Here is a 14,602-nt window from a genome sequence, read left to right as displayed (position 1 = left end):
CGCTTTTGTCGTCAATTTTAATAGTGCTTAGTGTAGCCTTTTCGCCTCGGCGACGTCTCTCACCTGCTCGATGCGCTTGAGCACCCGGCTCAGCACTTCCAGATCGGTCAGCTCGATATCGAAGTCCATGATCGACATCTGCTTCTTGAAATCGACCCGGCTCTTCATTCCCGCCACCTTGACCTTTTCGTTGGCCAAGGTGTTGGTCAGCTCTTTGAGCAGACCATTACGCTCTGCCGCCGTCACCCGTACCGTGATGTGGTAGTTGCCGACAAAGCCGCCGCCCCATACCGTATCGATAATTCGCTCAGGCGCAACATGGCGTAGCTCTTCAAGCTGCTCACAGTCACTGCGGTGAACCGAAATCCCCCGCCCCTGAGTGACGAAGCCCTGGATGTCATCCCCCGGGATTGGCTGGCAACAGCGGGCAAGGTGGGTCATCAGGTTATCAACCCCTTCCACCACCACGGCATCACGCTGAGGCTTCTTGGTGGTCGCCGGTTTGCTACTGGCTTCGGTCAGTTTCTCAAGCAGTTGCTGATCTTCTTCCTCGGCGGTTGGTTTGTTGACCAAGGCGTTGATATGGTTGATAACCTGATTGATACGCAGATCACCGCTGCCAATACCGGCAAACAGTTCATCGGCCGAATTAACGTTGAAGCGCTTGAGGGCATAGGCCTCGGCATCTTTCATGGTGGCGCCGATCTTGACCAACTCGATCTCCAAGATCTCGCGGCCAGCCAAAATATTCTTGTCGCGATCCTGCTTGCGGAACCAAGCATGGACCTTGGAGCGAGCGCGGCTAGAATTGACAAAACCCAGATTCGGGTTCAGCCAGTCGCGTGACGGATTCGGCTCTTTCTGGGTGATGATCTCAACCTGGTCCCCCATCTGCAGGTGATAGGTAAACGGAACAATCCGCCCCTCAACCTTGGCGCCGATACAACGGTGACCGACTTCCGAGTGGATGTGGTAGGCGAAATCCAGCGGCGTTGCATCAAGCGGCAAGTCTACAACATCGCCTTTCGGGGTAAAGGCATAGACACGGTCATCAAATACCTGGCTACGCAGCTCCTCGAGCATCTCGCCCGAGTCGGACATCTCTTCCTGCCAGGCCAGCAGCTTACGCAGCCAGTTGATTTTCTCGTCGTAGGATGACTTGGCGCCGCCTGAGGATGAACCACTTTCCTTGTACTTCCAGTGGGCCGCAACCCCGAGCTCCGACTCTTCGTGCATCTGCTTGGTACGGATCTGGATCTCTATGGTTTTGCCTTCCGGCCCCAGCACCACGGTATGGATCGACTGGTAGCCATTGGGTTTAGGATTGGCGACATAGTCGTCGAATTCTTTCGGCAAGTGGCGGTATTTGGTGTGGACGATACCCAGTGCGGCGTAGCAGTCCTGGATTTCATCAGCAATGATCCGCACCGCACGGACATCGAACAGCTCGTCGAACGCCAGGCTCTTCTTCTGCATCTTGCGCCAGATACTGTAGATATGCTTCGGACGCCCCTGTACATCGGCTTTGATTGCCGAGGCTTTCATGTCCTCGGCCAAGTCGGTCACGAAGTGCTCAATGTATTGCTCGCGGTCAATACGTCGCTCGGACAGCTGCTTAGCGATCTGCTTGTAGGTTTCAGGGTGACGGTAGCGAAACGCGTAGTCTTCGATTTCCCACTTGAGCTGACCGATACCCAGACGGTTTGCCAGCGGCGCATAGATATTGGCACACTCTTTGGCTGCCGCCCTGCGCACCTCATCCGGCTCGTCTTTCACTTCGCGGAGATTGCAGATCCGCTCGGCCAGCTTGATCACCACGCAGCGGAAGTCATCGACCATAGACAGCAGCATACGGCGGATATTATCAACCTGCGCCGACTGCTCAGCACCTTCCTTGGTAGCGTTGAGCTGACCGATGGCCGCCATCTGGCCAACGCCAGTGACCATTTGCAAAATTGTATTGCTGTAGTCTTCCTTGAGCTGCTCTGGGCTGTATACGCCGGCCTCCACCAACGGGAACAGCAAGGCTGCCACCAGCGTATCTTTGTCCATGCTGAGCGTTACCAGGATCTCGACCATCTCGCGGCCACGCCATAGTAATAATGACGCGCGCTCGTCCTCTGCCGTTAAATCGATACATCGCTGATAGGTCTTGGCCAGATGCTTGGTGACCTTGGCATCTTGCTTCAGGCTATCAACCCACGAAGAAAGCTCGAATGTATCATTTTCCTTTAAATGCGCACCGCGAACTGCGACCATTTTTCTATCCCGTTTACTCTAGTAATGTGAGCCTATCGCTTGATAAATAACGCCATCGACTCCAAATGTCCGGTATGAGGGAACATGTCCATCATACCCAACCGTTCCAACTGATAACCTTGCTTCAGTAATACCTGGCTGTCTCGTGCCAGCGTTGCCGGATTACAGGAGACATACACCACCCGCTCTGGACCCAAATTTACCACGTGCTGCATAACACCAGCTGCACCGGCCCGGGCAGGGTCGAGCAAGACCTTACTAAATTTTTCTTTTGCCCACGATTTTGTCGTGACATCTTCTTCCAGGTTCGCTTGATAAAACTCGGCATTAACCTGTTGATTATTTTTCGCATTCTCTGATGCACGATGCACCATCTCGTCGACGCCTTCAACACCAACCAGTGCTTTTGCTCGCTTTGCGAGCGGTAAACTGAAATTACCAAGCCCACAGAATAGATCAAGCACTCGATCTTCAGGTCCGACGGCCAACCAGTCCATGGCCTGCGCCACCATCTTCTGGTTCACCTCGCGGTTAACTTGGATAAAGTCTTTCGGCGAGAAAACCAGCTCTAGGCCATCCAACTCATAATAAGGTGCTGGCCCAGAAATGCTATCAAGAGCATCAGAAGTGGGTGCCAGATACAACATTAGCTGGTGTTGGTCAGCAAACTGACGGATGGCGGTCATGTCTTTGTCAGAAAACGGCTGCAGATGACGGATCAGCACCACCCGGCCATTATCAGCCTCTACCAGCTCGACATGGCCAAGGTGCTTACGGCCTTTCAACTGATTTAACAGAGTCCGCAATGCCGGTAAAAGTTCATTCAATGATTGCGCCAGCACCGGACAATGTTCGACATCGACGATTTCCTTGCTCTGCTTCTTGCGAAAGCCAACCTTTAGCTCACCGCCTTTTGGCATAATGCTGAGGCGGGCACAGCGGCGGTATTGCCATTCATCACTGGTGATCGGTGTCACTTGCTCGACCTGCTCACCGGTACGGGCAAATTTGCCCATCAGCTCGCCCAGCGATTGCTGTTTGGCCGCCACCTGACCCTGATGAGATAAATGCTGCAGGTTACAACCGCCACACTGGTCATAGATCGGACAGGCAGGCGCAACACGCTCTTCGCTGTCACTGAGGCGACGGATCACCTTGGCACGGGCAAACTGCTTTTTGTCTTCCGTCAGCTGGATGATTGCCTTCTCCCCTGGCAATACCCCCTCGACAAAAACCGGTTTGCGGTCGAGGTGGCCGATACCGGCACCAAGGTGGTCGAGCCGGCTGATGGTGATTTCTTTATGCTTGGTATCGGTTAATTTTCGTTTCTGAGGCTTAAAAAAGCGTGCCATAGTAATTGGACCCACGGAGCAATTTGTCCAAACTGGTGATTTCAACAACAGTTTGGGATGAGTTGATTGTCGAATAGCCTGACTTTCATTAAGCTAGCGGCCATAGATGGGATAATTGTCCCATAGAATCGCATTCTTGTAATTAAGAGAACCATGACCAAATATGGACTTCGTGCCAGGGTATTCACCCTGACATTAGCACCGACGCTGATTATTGGCCTGCTTTTAAGCGCATTTTTTACCATGAGCCGATATCGCGATCTTGAACACCAGCTTATCTCGACCGGTGCCAGCATTATCGAGCCTTTGGCGATCTCCACCGAATATGGCATGGCCGATCAAAATCGCGAGGCCGTGCGCCGGTTGATCAGCTATGCCCATCGCAAGCATTCGCAAATCGTACGCAGTATTGCGGTCTTCAATACCAACAACGAGCTGTTCGTGACCTCGAACTTCCACCGTAATTTCGAGGCGCTGATGTACCCAGACGATCAGCCAATCCCGCTGCTACTGGAAACCCGGCTCAATGAAAACTCGCTGATCCTGCGTGCGCCTATCCTCAAGGAAGGCCAGTTCAGTAACTCGTCTATTCCAGGCTACCAGGCCGAAACCCTCGGCTATATTGCACTCGAACTCGACCTGAGTGCCCTACGCTTGCAGCAATACCAAGAAGTCTTCACCGCCCTGATGGTGCTGCTATTAGGCCTGACGCTATCATCGCTGTTTGCCTACCGGCTGATGAAAGATGTCACCCGCCCTATTTCGCACATGGTAAGCGTGGTTGACCGGATCCGCCGCGGCCACCTTGATGTCCGTATCGAAGGCCAACTTCTCGGCGAGCTCGACACCCTGAAAAACGGCATCAACGCGATGGCAATTTCGCTGTCGGAATACCATATCGAGATGCAGCAAAGCATCGACCAAGCAACCTCCGACCTTCGCGAAACACTCGAGCAGTTGGAAATCCAGAACGTCGAACTGGATATCGCCAAGAAGCGGGCGCAGGAAGCAGCAAGGGTGAAATCCGAGTTCCTGGCCAATATGTCGCACGAGCTGCGTACCCCGCTCAACGGGGTGATCGGCTTTACCCGCCAGATGCTCAAGACCCGCCTCAGCACCAGCCAGCAGGACTACCTGCAGACGATCGAGAAATCCGCCAATAACCTGCTGACCATCATCAACGACATCCTCGACTTCTCCAAGCTGGAAGCCGGTAAGTTGTTGCTTGAAAACATCCCGTTCGACTTTACCGAATCCCTCGATGAAGTGATGAAACTGTTGGCTCCGAGCGCCCACGAGAAAGGCCTGGAGCTGACCCTCAAGGTCGATCACCGCATTCCGAGCGGCATGATTGGTGATCCGCTTCGCATCCAACAAGTACTGACTAACCTGATCGGCAACGCGGTGAAATTTACCGAGCGCGGCAACATCGATGTCTCGGTCGAGCTCAAGACCGAACGCGATGAGAGCCTCGAGCTGCAGTTTATGGTGCGAGATACCGGGATCGGTATTTCAGAGCGCCAACAAGCCCAGCTGTTCCAGGCCTTCAGCCAAGCCGATGCCAGCATTTCCCGCCGCTATGGCGGTACCGGCCTAGGCCTTGTCATCACCCAGAAACTGGTGAGCCAAATGGGCGGTGAAGTCAGCCTGACCTCTCGCCTGCACCAAGGGTCAACCTTCTGGTTCAGCCTGCGCCTGAACAAGACCGACCTGCCGGTGTCGCAACCAATCGACACCCACTCGCTGATGAACAAGAAATTGCTGCTTATCGAGCCGAACATGCAGGCAGCATCGGTGATCCAGCAACGTTTGATCCGCGCTGGTATCCATGTCACGTACCGTTCAAGCATGCCGGATGATGCCGAGCAGCATGACTTTGCCCTGCTCAACCTGTCGCCGGGCGAGCAGCCGCCTATCGCCACCTTGCTCGATCAGGTCTTCAAGGCCGAGCAGTTGAGCGAGAAAGTCATTGTCAGCCTGCCGACCACCGAGCTGGCACTGTCCGAGCGCCTGATCAATGCCGGGGTCACCTCCTGCTTGCCGAAGCCACTTGGTCACCGCAAGCTGTTCGAGGCACTGGTCAGCGAACCGGATCCGTTCAGCGAGCCTGAGCCACAGCCAATCACCACCGAGGCACCGAACATCCAGCCACTGACCGTCATGGCGGTCGATGACAATCCAGCCAACCTCAAGTTGATCTCCGCCTTGCTGTGCGAGCGGGTAGAAACCGTGATCACCGCCAGCGGTGGCCGCAAAGCGGTGGAATACGCCCACCAGAAAGAGTTTGATCTGATCTTCATGGATATCCAGATGCCGGAAATGGACGGCGTGACTGCCTGTCAGGAAATCCACAAGACTGATCTTAACCACTCAACCCCAGTCATTGCCGTTACCGCCCATGCCATGGCCGGTGAGCGCGAGCGCCTGATTGAAGCGGGGATGGACGATTACCTGACCAAACCCATCGAAGAGCGGATCCTGCAGCAGATCCTCGCCAAGTGGACCACACCGCACGACAAGCCGGTGACTGAGCTCAATGCGCCACAACCAGAACCGGTAGAGGTTGAAGAAGATAAAAGTGAAGCGCCAGCCCCAGTGAACAACAATGTTAGCTGGGACTGGGATCTGGCCTTGAAGCAGGCCGCGGGCAAAGAGGAGCTGGCCAAGGACATGCTGCAGATGCTGCTCGACTTCATGCCGGAAGTAGAAATGCTGGTCAACGAAGCACTCGACGGCAAGGATATCGAGCTCTGGCCTCCGATCCACAAACTCCACGGCAGCTGCGCCTACAGCGGCGTACCCCGCCTCAAGAGCCTGTGCCACACCATCGAAACCGAGCTCAAGGCCGGTGCCAGCACCGACGATATCGAGCCTGAGCTGTTCGAGCTCATCGACGAGATGAACAACGTGGTCAAAGCGTCGAAGGCGTATAGGCATTAAGGCTAGTGGCTATAGCTATGGGCTATGGGCTATGGGCTATGGGCTATGGGCTATGGGCTATGGGCTATGGGCTATGGGCTATGGTGATATGCCCCCGGGGAAATAGGCACAACAAAAAAATCCCCGATGATTCGGGGATTTTTTAGGAACTCATAAGCTTGCTTTAACAACCTATAGCCAATAGCCTCTTGCCACGGGCCGGAGAGCTAGCTCTCCAATACCACCGTCGCCACTGCGTACTTCTTCTCGTCAGCAATCGTCAGGTGGACATGGTTGACCCCCATCGCCGCGGCGAGTTCAGCTGCCTTGCCCGACAGCGCCAGCAAGGGTTTGCCGCGCTCATCGTTGGTGACGGTGAAATCATGGAAAGTGACCCCGCAAGCAATGCCAGTGCCCAGCGCTTTCGAGGCGGCTTCCTTGACCGCAAAACGCTTGGCCAGATAGCGCCCCTGGTGCTTGAGCGACTGGTAGATTTCGTATTCACTCGGAGCCAGCAGGCGCTGGGCAAAGGCATCACCGGTACGAGCGAAGGCTTTCTCCACCCGCTCGATATCGGCAATGTCGGTTCCCAAGCCAACAATGGCCATTAGCGACGGGCACTCAGCATTTCTGCACGCATATCGGCAACCGCTTTCTCCAAACCGTCAAATACCGCGCGACCGATGATAGAGTGGCCGATGTTCAGCTCATACAGCTCAGGCAGTGCCGCAATCGGCTTCACATTGTGGTAAGTCAGGCCGTGGCCCGCGTTAACCTTGATACCCTGATCGTCAGCGTAGCTCGCAGCCGCCGCGATTTTCTTAAGCTCGGCCTGCTGCTCTTCTTCCGTCTCGGCATCGGCGTAGTGACCGGTATGCAGTTCAATGTAAGGTGCACCACAGGCAACCGCGGCATCAATCTGGGCACGGTCGGCATCGATGAACAGGGAAACTTTAATTCCAGCTTCAGTCAGAGTGGCGGTTGCCGCTTTGATTTTCTCCAGCTGGCCTGCCACATCCAAGCCACCCTCGGTAGTCAGCTCTTCACGCTTCTCCGGAACCAGGCAAACAAACTCCGGCTTGGTGTCCAGTGCGATCTGAACCATCTCATCGGTTACCGCCATTTCCAGATTCATGCGGGTCTGGATAGTCTCGCGCAGAATGCGCACATCGCGATCGGTGATGTGGCGACGGTCTTCGCGCAGGTGGATGGTAATACCGTCGGCTCCGGCACGCTCAGCTACCTCGGCCGCGTGCACCGGATCAGGATAACGGGTACCACGGGCATTACGCAGAGTCGCAATATGGTCGATATTCACGCCGAGTAAGATGTTGTTCATTTTCCGGTACTCCTTCCTCTAGGGATAAACAATTCCCTGCTTTTTAATGGCTTGCCGCCCAGATAGGGCTTTAGGGCGATACGGGTGAAGCGCTTGGCTGCCCGGAGCTGATCTGGGCTCTCGAACCGCCTAGCGTCAATCGCCTTTAGTTGTTCACCGGTGAAGGTCAGCTGGCCGACCGTCAACGAGGCAATAAATCCCCGTTGTTCCCGATAGTTATAAGTCATGGTGTCATCCACCGGCAGGCCACTGCCCGCACAATGGAGGAAGTCCACACCATAGCCGAGATGATCCAGCAAAGCCAGTTCAAAACGGCGCAGTGCAGGCTCTGGATTCTCCGCCTGTGCCAGCTCGCGCAGCACATTCAGGTAATCCAGAAACAACACGGGGTAAGGGGTATCCGTTTCCAGCACTCGCGCCAACAACTCGTTGACATACATAGCCGAATACAAGATATAGCTACGCATCGGCAGGCCGATACTGATCGGCTCGGCATGGGTTAATACGGGCATGGTGCCCTTGCCGGACCATTTCATGAAGAGCGGGGTAAAAGGCTGAAGCGCCCCTTTGAGGTTGGAGCGCTTGCGTCGCGCCCCCTTCGAGAGAAGGGTAAGACGGCCCGAGTCCTCGCTGAAGACGTCGAGGATCAGGCTCGTCTCGCTATAAGGACGAGTATGAAGGACAAAACAACGCTGAAGCCCTTCCATTCGCACCCTTATAGATCGTCAATATAGCCCAGGCTTCGCAGGGCACGTTCGTCATCCGCCCAACCGGATTTCACTTTCACCCACAGCTCAAGGTAAACCTTGCGCTCGAACAGATCTTCCATGTCGATACGGGCTTCACGACCGATGGTCTTGATCTTGTCACCACCCTTGCCGATCACCATTTTCTTCTGGCCTTTACGCTCAACCAGGATCAGGCCATTAATATCAAAGCCATCGGTATCCGGGTTGTAGTCAAAGCGCTCGATTTCCACCGTGATCGAATATGGCAGCTCATCACCGGTAAAGCGCATCAGCTTTTCACGGATGATTTCAGACGCCATGAAGCGCTGAGAGCGGTCGGTCACATACTCTTCAGGGAAGTAGTATTCGCCTTCCGGCAGGTGCTCACGCACTATTTTCTCAACCGCATCAATGTTAGTGCCGTGCTTGGCCGAAACCGGCACCACGTCAACAAATTCCATCTTGCTCGATAGTTCCTGCAAGTGCGGGAACAGCTCGTGCTTGTCTTTGACGTTGTCGACCTTGTTGACCAACAACACGGTACGCAAGCCAGACTTGGCCAGCTTGTTCAGAACCATCTCATCGTCTTTGGTCCACATGGTACCGTCGACCAGGAACAATACCAGCTCAACATCGGTCAGCGAGCTGCTTGCCGCACGGTTCATCAATCGGTTGATGGTGCGCTTTTCTTCGATGTGAAGGCCCGGGGTATCGACGTAAACCGCCTGGTAACCGTCACGGGTATCGACACCCATAATACGGTGACGCGTGGTCTGGGGTTTACGCGAAGTGATAGAGAGCTTCTGGCCTACCAAACGGTTCAGGAGCGTCGATTTACCAACGTTCGGGCGACCGACGATGGCAATAAAACCACAATGTTGCTTATCTGTCATGATTCCAACTGCTTAAGTGCAATTTCTGCCGCTGCCTGCTCTGCCTTGCGCCGACTGCCGCCTTTACCGATAACAGGTTTCTCCAAACCTGCCACTTCACACTGCACCGTAAACTCTTGGTTGTGTGCCTCACCATGTACCTTAGTCACAGTATACACTGGCAATGGCTGGCGACGCCCCTGCAGGCATTCCTGCAGACGGGTTTTCGGATCTTTCTGGTTGATGCCCGGCTTGATCGTTTCAAGGCGAGACTGGTACCAACGCAGCACGATGCCACGGACATTTTCGATATCGCTATCAAGGTAGATAGCACCGATGATTGCCTCGACACAGTCGGCCAGGATCGAATCACGGCGGAAGCCACCGCTCTTAAGCTCACCAGGGCCTAGCAGCAAGTGATCACCCAGGTCGAACTCACGGCCCAACTCTGCCAATGTCTTACCACGAACCAAGGTGGCACGCATGCGGCTCATATCACCTTCATCCACTGCCGGGAAGCGGTGGTAAAGGTCGTCAGCGATCACGAAGCTGAGGATCGAGTCACCCAAGAACTCAAGGCGTTCGTTGTGTGTCCCGTTGGCACTGCGGTGTGTCAGTGCCAAAGTCAGCAAGTCTAGATTGTTAAATTGGTAACCCAGCTTACGCTGAAGTCTATTTGCAGGAGTGGTCATTTTTTCCCGATCAGTTTATGCCACCGATGCGACTGAATCGCACACCGGTAGGAATCCAAGATGGAAGTGCACTGTCAGCACCTCGTTCAAACTCAAAGCTGATCCAGATCCCGACCGCTTTGCCTACTAGGTTAGCTTCAGGTACGAAGCCCCAGTAACGGCTGTCTGCACTGTTGTCGCGGTTGTCACCCATTACGAAGTACTGGCCTTGCGGTACGACCCACTCGCTGACACCCGGACGTGGCTGATACGCCAATGTACGGTCACGCTTAAGTGGATGAACCAGGATTTGGTGCTCATGTTCGCCCAACTGCTCGTTGAACTGCACCAAACGGGTCATGCCCTGGCTAAATTCGCTATCGGTCATCTCTGTCAACGGTACTGGCTTACACTCGTTCGACCCTTTCGCCGCCACACAAATCTGCTTGTGGGCACTGTAACGAACGGTATCGCCCGGCAAGCCAACGACACGTTTGATGTAATCGATGTTTGGTTGAGGCGGGTATTTGAATACCACGATATCGCCTCGTTCTGGCTCACCGGTTTCTACCATCTGATGGCGGAAAACCGGGTCTTTCAGACCATAGGCAAACTTCTCAACCAGAATAAAATCGCCAACCAGCAAGGTCGGCATCATCGAACCGGATGGGATCTGGAACGGCTCATAAATAAATGAGCGAAATACCATAATGAGCGCGATCACCGGAAACATCGAACTGGCAGATTCTACCCAGCTCGGTTGCGGTGCCACGGCCTGTAGGGTTTTGGCATCCACCTGATCGCCGGCATTGGCTGCCGCCGCTTCAATTTTCAATTGACGTTTTGGCGCCCAGATAAACTTATCCAAAGCCCAAATGATCCCGGTGATCAATGTTGCCAACACCAGGATAAACGAAAAAGTATTTGCCATTATCTTCCCTACTTATATCAACTACCGAGCAAACCATTACGGCCTACGCCATTACAGCCCACTCGATATAACAATGCAGCAAGACGGGCTTGCTGCATTGCCTTTGTTATCAATGTCTTTGCTAATGGTAGCAAGGTGAACACAAAAGCGTCCAGTGATAACAATGAGTTATAGTTACTTATCTTTGCCTACATGCAAGATAGCAAGGAAAGCTTCCTGTGGCAGTTCGACGTTACCGATCTGCTTCATTCGCTTCTTACCTTCCTTCTGCTTCTGCAGGAGTTTCTTCTTACGGCTCACGTCACCGCCGTAACACTTGGCGATAACGTTCTTACGCAACTGCTTCACCGTCGAACGGGCGATGATGTGGTTACCGATAGCCGCCTGGATCGCGATATCAAACATCTGGCGAGGGATGAATTCCTTCATCTTCTCAACCAAGTCACGACCACGGTACTGGGCGTTATCCTTGTGGGTAATAATCGCCAGTGCATCAACGCGATCGCCGTTGAGCAGGATATCAACACGAACCATGTCAGATTCTTCGTAACGCTGGAAGTTGTAATCCAGTGACGCGTAGCCACGAGACGTCGACTTCAGACGATCGAAGAAATCCAGCACCACTTCCGACATCGGGATGTCGTAGGTCAGGGCAACCTGGTTGCCGTGGTAAACCATGTCAACCTGGACGCCCCGCTTCTCAACACACAGGGTGATTACGTTGCCCAGGTATTCACTCGGCACCAGGATATTACAGCGAGCGATAGGCTCACCGACAACTTCAATGTCGTTTACAGCCGGAAGCTTAGACGGGCTATCAACGTAGATCATTGTGCCGTCAGTCTTCTTCACCTCGTACACTACCGTCGGTGCGGTGGTGATAAGATCCAGGTCGTATTCGCGCTCTAGGCGCTCCTGGATGATTTCCATGTGCAGCATACCCAAGAAGCCACAACGGAAACCAAAGCCCAATGCTGCAGAGCTTTCTGGCTCGTAGAACAGAGAAGCATCGTTCAAGCTCAGCTTGCCCAGTGCATCACGGAAGTTCTCGTAATCATCAGACGATACTGGGAACAGACCGGCATAAACCTGTGGTTTTACTTTCTGGAAACCAGGCAATGGCGTCTCGCTACCGTGCTTAGCATGGGTCAGGGTATCACCCACCGGAGCACCAAGGATGTCCTTGATACCACAAACAACCCAGCCTACCTCACCGGTACGCAGGATGTCGGTATCAACCTGCTTCGGCGTAAAGATACCAATACGGTCAACACCCCAAACCTGGCCAGTACTCATTACCTTGATCTTGTCATTCTTCTTCAGCTCGCCATTTTTGATACGAACCAAAGACACAACACCTAGGTAATTATCGAACCAAGAGTCGATGATCAGTGCCTGTAGCGGCGCTTCAGGATCGCCTTCCGGCGCAGGGATCGCGGTAACGATGTTCTCAAGAACATCGTCCACACCCAGGCCAGTCTTCGCTGAACAGCGGGTCGCTTCCAGGGCATCGATACCAACGATTTCTTCAATCTCTTCTGCTACGCGCTCGGGATCGGCGGCAGGCAGGTCAATCTTGTTCAAGATTGGCACGACTTCCAGATCCATTTCGATGGCGGTGTAACAGTTAGCCAATGTCTGGGCTTCTACCCCTTGGCCGGCATCAACCACCAGCAGCGCACCTTCACAGGCCGCCAGAGAGCGAGATACTTCGTAAGAGAAGTCCACGTGTCCCGGGGTGTCGATAAAGTTAAGCTGATAGGTTTCACCATCTTTGGCTTTATAGTCGAGCGTCACGCTCTGAGCCTTGATGGTAATACCGCGTTCGCGTTCAAGATCCATGGAATCAAGAACCTGTGCAGCCATTTCACGATCGGAAAGGCCGCCACAGACTTGAATCAGACGGTCGGATAGGGTCGACTTACCATGGTCGATATGTGCAATAATCGAAAAGTTACGAATGTGCTTCATGAATTGGCGTGACTAACTCGTGATTAATAAATGAATGGGATCTACAGATCAAGTTGACGGATTCTACCGAATTTCGCCGCTAGTCGCTATCTTTCGATGCGCCATTTATCGCCAACTCAGCAGAAACCGGACTTCCCAGTACCCGAATAAGGTGGGGTTGGTAGGCTAAATCCCCTTCAACCCGCACTGCCAGGCGCCTCGCCAGCCACAGACCAAAGGCTGCGCAGCCAAGCGCGGTCAGGATCACTCCCAGCTCACCACCTCCTGCCAGCACCACAAACCACCATTGGCCCAACGCCGCACCTAGCACTAAGCATAGCAAAGGCAGCACATAAACCAGCACAGCGGAATGCAGCATACTGCGCTCGGACAAGCCGATTTCAACCACATCACTGACCTTGACCGGTTTATCGGTCGCTATTTTGAGTTGGTGCTGGCGTCCCGGCAGCGCCTTGCTGACAATGCCGGTGCCGCAACTATTGCGGGAAGCACAGCTGCCACAACTGGTTTGCTGCTGACAGCTGACGGTGATCTCGCCGGGTTTGACGGCAATCACTTCAGCGAGGGAACGCATCATGGGGTTTGTCTCCCCGCCGCCCCAAACACCACAGACTCCGCCACTCGGCGGGCTGTTGCCGGCGGAATATCGCCCACCACCGTCACTTCTTTATCGTTCATCAGATAGCTATGCAGGGTACGGCGGCCTTGGCGTACCAATTGCTCCCTGACCGTGAAGTTATCCGCCGAAGAGATGTAGATTGAGAAACTGAACAGGCCATCGCTGTACATTTTGCTCTCGACAGGGCGCTCGGTCATCATCAGGCGATGGCGGTTGCGGGAAATGGATTCAAAACCTTGCGGCAACCAGTTAACCTGCCAATCAAGATCGGCCTGAGGCTGAGGCGGCAACTGCACCACGGCCGGCAGCTCGACGCTCTTGAGGCTTTTCAGTACATCGGCCACTTTCGGATTGATGACATAGGAAACCGCCCGGTACTGTTCCAGCGGCTCGCCGTCGCGGTCGAGTAAGTCAGCACGCATCACCAATTTGCTACGGGTATCAATCCACAGCAGGTAGGAATAACGGGCACCATCTTTCGGGGCAATGCGCACCACATCACAGGCCACACCCGTTTCACGGGCACGCCCCATCGAAATGAAGTCGTAGTAGCCAGCCAGTTCATTAATATCGGTTTTCATGATCGGCGGCAAAGGGGCCACCATCTTGTTGCTGTCGATGGTGAACGGATCCAACCCCGGCTCGAAGTAACTGACTTCACCACCACGCTGGATCACCTCGCGTGGCGGGCCACTGAGGTAAACAAGATGAGCATAAGTCTCGCCATCTTCCAGAGCATGGCGATAACGCAGGGGTTCGATACTGTTTTTCTTGATTAAGATATACGACAGCTCATAGCTGAGCTTTCGGCTAGCCTCGTCCATTTGATGCAACAAAGCCTCGGCAGAAGAAACCGGTTCTTCAGCAGAGGCTTGGCACGGCATCGCGAGGCTGACCAGTGTCAATACACCGACCAGGAGTCTCTTCATTTATCCGCCATC

12 protein-coding genes are annotated in these 14,602 nt (G+C 54.0%); 1 reads left to right on the top strand and 11 read right to left on the bottom strand.

The genetic code is table 11. The features are described 5' to 3' along the window. Positions 1 to 27: 27 nt before the first annotated feature. Together relA and rlmD are read right to left on the bottom strand one after the other, a co-directional pair. Positions 28 to 2,259 (bottom strand): GTP diphosphokinase, encoded by a 2,232-nt coding sequence (gene relA / locus R2X38_RS21115; RefSeq protein WP_317524331.1) that lies wholly within the window; start codon positions 2,257 to 2,259, stop codon positions 28 to 30. Positions 2,260 to 2,291: 32 nt separating this feature from the next. Beyond that, positions 2,292 to 3,611, bottom strand: a complete 1,320-nt coding sequence (rlmD, locus tag R2X38_RS21110; protein WP_317524329.1) for a 23S rRNA (uracil(1939)-C(5))-methyltransferase RlmD — start codon at positions 3,609 to 3,611, stop codon at positions 2,292 to 2,294. A 153-nt stretch (positions 3,612 to 3,764) separates the two neighbouring features. Here rlmD and barA point away from each other — a divergent pair, with 153 nt between their 5' ends. Continuing rightward, positions 3,765 to 6,551, top strand: coding sequence for a two-component sensor histidine kinase BarA (barA, locus tag R2X38_RS21105; protein WP_317524327.1), 2,787 nt, complete (start codon positions 3,765 to 3,767; stop codon positions 6,549 to 6,551). 206 nt (positions 6,552 to 6,757) lie between these two features. Here the strand turns inward: barA and acpS are convergent, their stop codons facing one another. The 9 genes from acpS to rseB all read right to left on the bottom strand — a co-directional run bounded on the left by acpS (position 6,758) and on the right by rseB (position 14,590). Continuing rightward, on the bottom strand, positions 6,758 to 7,138 hold the full coding sequence (gene acpS / locus R2X38_RS21100; protein ID WP_317524325.1) for a holo-ACP synthase: 381 nt from the start codon (positions 7,136 to 7,138) through the stop codon (positions 6,758 to 6,760). Further along, the gene (gene pdxJ / locus R2X38_RS21095; RefSeq protein WP_044622515.1) at positions 7,138 to 7,869 is read right to left on the bottom strand and encodes a pyridoxine 5'-phosphate synthase; all 732 of its coding nucleotides are present in this window, start codon (positions 7,867 to 7,869) and stop codon (positions 7,138 to 7,140) included. Before pdxJ ends, acpS begins: the two co-directional genes overlap by 1 nt. Then, on the bottom strand, positions 7,866 to 8,576 hold the full coding sequence (recO, locus tag R2X38_RS21090; RefSeq protein WP_317524323.1) for a DNA repair protein RecO: 711 nt from the start codon (positions 8,574 to 8,576) through the stop codon (positions 7,866 to 7,868). Before recO ends, pdxJ begins: the two co-directional genes overlap by 4 nt. A gap of 8 nt (positions 8,577 to 8,584) precedes the next feature. Then, positions 8,585 to 9,490, bottom strand: a complete 906-nt coding sequence (era, locus tag R2X38_RS21085) for a GTPase Era (RefSeq protein WP_317524321.1) — start codon at positions 9,488 to 9,490, stop codon at positions 8,585 to 8,587. Next, complete coding sequence (gene rnc, locus R2X38_RS21080; protein WP_107300919.1) at positions 9,487 to 10,161, bottom strand: ribonuclease III; 675 nt, start codon at positions 10,159 to 10,161, stop codon at positions 9,487 to 9,489. The genes era and rnc overlap by 4 nt, the downstream gene beginning before the upstream one ends. A 10-nt stretch (positions 10,162 to 10,171) precedes the next feature. After that, positions 10,172 to 11,071 carry a signal peptidase I gene (gene lepB / locus R2X38_RS21075; RefSeq protein WP_317524320.1) on the bottom strand — a complete coding sequence of 300 codons (900 nt, stop codon included), beginning with the start codon at positions 11,069 to 11,071 and terminating at the stop codon, positions 10,172 to 10,174. Between the two features lie 174 nt (positions 11,072 to 11,245). Continuing rightward, on the bottom strand, positions 11,246 to 13,042 hold the full coding sequence (gene lepA, locus R2X38_RS21070) for a translation elongation factor 4 (protein WP_317524319.1): 1,797 nt from the start codon (positions 13,040 to 13,042) through the stop codon (positions 11,246 to 11,248). Positions 13,043 to 13,121: 79 nt separating this feature from the next. Continuing rightward, positions 13,122 to 13,619: a SoxR reducing system RseC family protein gene (locus tag R2X38_RS21065; protein WP_317524318.1), complete on the bottom strand. Its 498-nt coding sequence runs from the start codon at positions 13,617 to 13,619 to the stop codon at positions 13,122 to 13,124. Then, complete coding sequence (gene rseB / locus R2X38_RS21060) at positions 13,616 to 14,590, bottom strand: sigma-E factor regulatory protein RseB (protein ID WP_317524317.1); 975 nt, start codon at positions 14,588 to 14,590, stop codon at positions 13,616 to 13,618. The genes R2X38_RS21065 and rseB overlap by 4 nt, the downstream gene beginning before the upstream one ends. Positions 14,591 to 14,602 lie beyond the last annotated feature (12 nt).

Origin of the sequence: Photobacterium rosenbergii, from assembly GCF_033022775.1 — a bacterium.
In the GTDB taxonomy this organism is placed as follows: Bacteria; Pseudomonadota; Gammaproteobacteria; order Enterobacterales; family Vibrionaceae; genus Photobacterium; species Photobacterium rosenbergii_A.
This window is presented reverse-complemented; position numbering and strand designations above follow the sequence as displayed.

Coding starts and splice junctions, on each gene's coding strand:
- relA (WP_317524331.1), bottom strand. CDS start 2,259: ATGGTCGCAGTTCGCGGTGCGCATTTAAAGGAAAATGATACATTCGAG.
- rlmD (WP_317524329.1), bottom strand. CDS start 3,611: ATGGCACGCTTTTTTAAGCCTCAGAAACGAAAATTAACCGATACCAAG.
- barA (WP_317524327.1), top strand. CDS start 3,765: ATGACCAAATATGGACTTCGTGCCAGGGTATTCACCCTGACATTAGCA.
- acpS (WP_317524325.1), bottom strand. CDS start 7,138: ATGGCCATTGTTGGCTTGGGAACCGACATTGCCGATATCGAGCGGGTG.
- pdxJ (WP_044622515.1), bottom strand. CDS start 7,869: ATGAACAACATCTTACTCGGCGTGAATATCGACCATATTGCGACTCTG.
- recO (WP_317524323.1), bottom strand. CDS start 8,576: ATGGAAGGGCTTCAGCGTTGTTTTGTCCTTCATACTCGTCCTTATAGC.
- era (WP_317524321.1), bottom strand. CDS start 9,490: ATGACAGATAAGCAACATTGTGGTTTTATTGCCATCGTCGGTCGCCCG.
- rnc (WP_107300919.1), bottom strand. CDS start 10,161: ATGACCACTCCTGCAAATAGACTTCAGCGTAAGCTGGGTTACCAATTT.
- lepB (WP_317524320.1), bottom strand. CDS start 11,071: ATGGCAAATACTTTTTCGTTTATCCTGGTGTTGGCAACATTGATCACC.
- lepA (WP_317524319.1), bottom strand. CDS start 13,042: ATGAAGCACATTCGTAACTTTTCGATTATTGCACATATCGACCATGGT.
- R2X38_RS21065 (WP_317524318.1), bottom strand. CDS start 13,619: ATGATGCGTTCCCTCGCTGAAGTGATTGCCGTCAAACCCGGCGAGATC.
- rseB (WP_317524317.1), bottom strand. CDS start 14,590: ATGAAGAGACTCCTGGTCGGTGTATTGACACTGGTCAGCCTCGCGATG.